Annotated in this window: 1 protein-coding gene; it reads left to right on the forward strand. The window is 76.1% G+C overall.

Annotated elements, in window-relative coordinates:
* The coding region (locus ACOV8S_RS30010; protein ID WP_448321640.1) for an SCO7613 C-terminal domain-containing membrane protein at positions 1–1,020 on the forward strand (1,020 nt) is incomplete at both ends.

Here is a 1,020-nt window from a genome sequence, read left to right on the forward strand (position 1 = left end):
GGTACGCGCTGCCCCTGGTGTTCGAGCTGCCCCGCGGAGCCGGGCTGACCGTCCAGGTGCTGATGGTCGCGGGGGCCCTGGAGGCCGCCCGGCGGACCGTCGACGGTCCGTGGGCCGCGCTGGTGGTGGCCCTGGTCGCCTCGGGCGGGGTGGCGCTGTCGTCGGGGGAGACGAAGGTCGCCCCCCTGGTGGTGCTGCCGGTGCTGGTCGCGCTGTTCGCGGCGACCTCCTGGGCGCGTCGCGCGCTCGCCCCGGCCGGACTGCCCGCCGCCCTGGTCCACGCCGCGCTGCTGGTCGTCGCGGTCGGCGTGCTGCGCGACGGAAAGGTCTCCACGGCCGGTCTGCTGCTGCTCACCGTGCCGGCGGCCGCGGCGCTGATCGCCTCCCGGCCCTGGGCGGGTGCCGCGGCCCTCCCGGTGGAGGTCACGGGGGCGGTGGTCGGAGGGTTCGCGCTGCTGTTCACGGTGTTCGACCCGCCGGTGCTGGCCCTGGCGCTGGCACTGGCCGGGGTGATCGCCGGGGCGACGGCGCTGCGCCCGGGCCGCCGCCCGGTGGCGCACGTCGCGACCGCCCTGTTCGTGCTCGCGGCATGGGTGCGGCTGGCGGCCTGGGAGGTGTCCGCCCCGGAGGCGTACGCGCTGCCGGCGGCGCTGCCCGTTCTGGTGCTGGGCGGGGTGCGGCGTCGCCGCGACGCGGCGGTGTCGTCCTGGTCGGCCTACGCTCCTGGTCTGGCCGTGGCCCTGCTGCCCAGCCTGGTCGCCGCCTGGGCGGATCCGCACTGGACGCGGCCGCTGCTGCTCGGCGCGGCGGCTCTGGCCGTCACCGTGGCCGGGGCGGTGCGCCGTCTGCAGGCGCCCCTGGTGCTGGGCGGCGCGGTGCTGGTGCTCGACGCCCTGCACGAGCTCGCGCCCTACCTCGTCCAGGCCCTCGGCGCCCTCCCCCGCTGCTGTCTCTTATACACATCTGACGCTGCCGACGATCTTACGCGTGTAGATTTCGGAAGTTCACGCTTCTTTTTTT

The sequence above is a fragment of the Streptomyces sp. CO7 genome, from assembly GCF_053474865.1.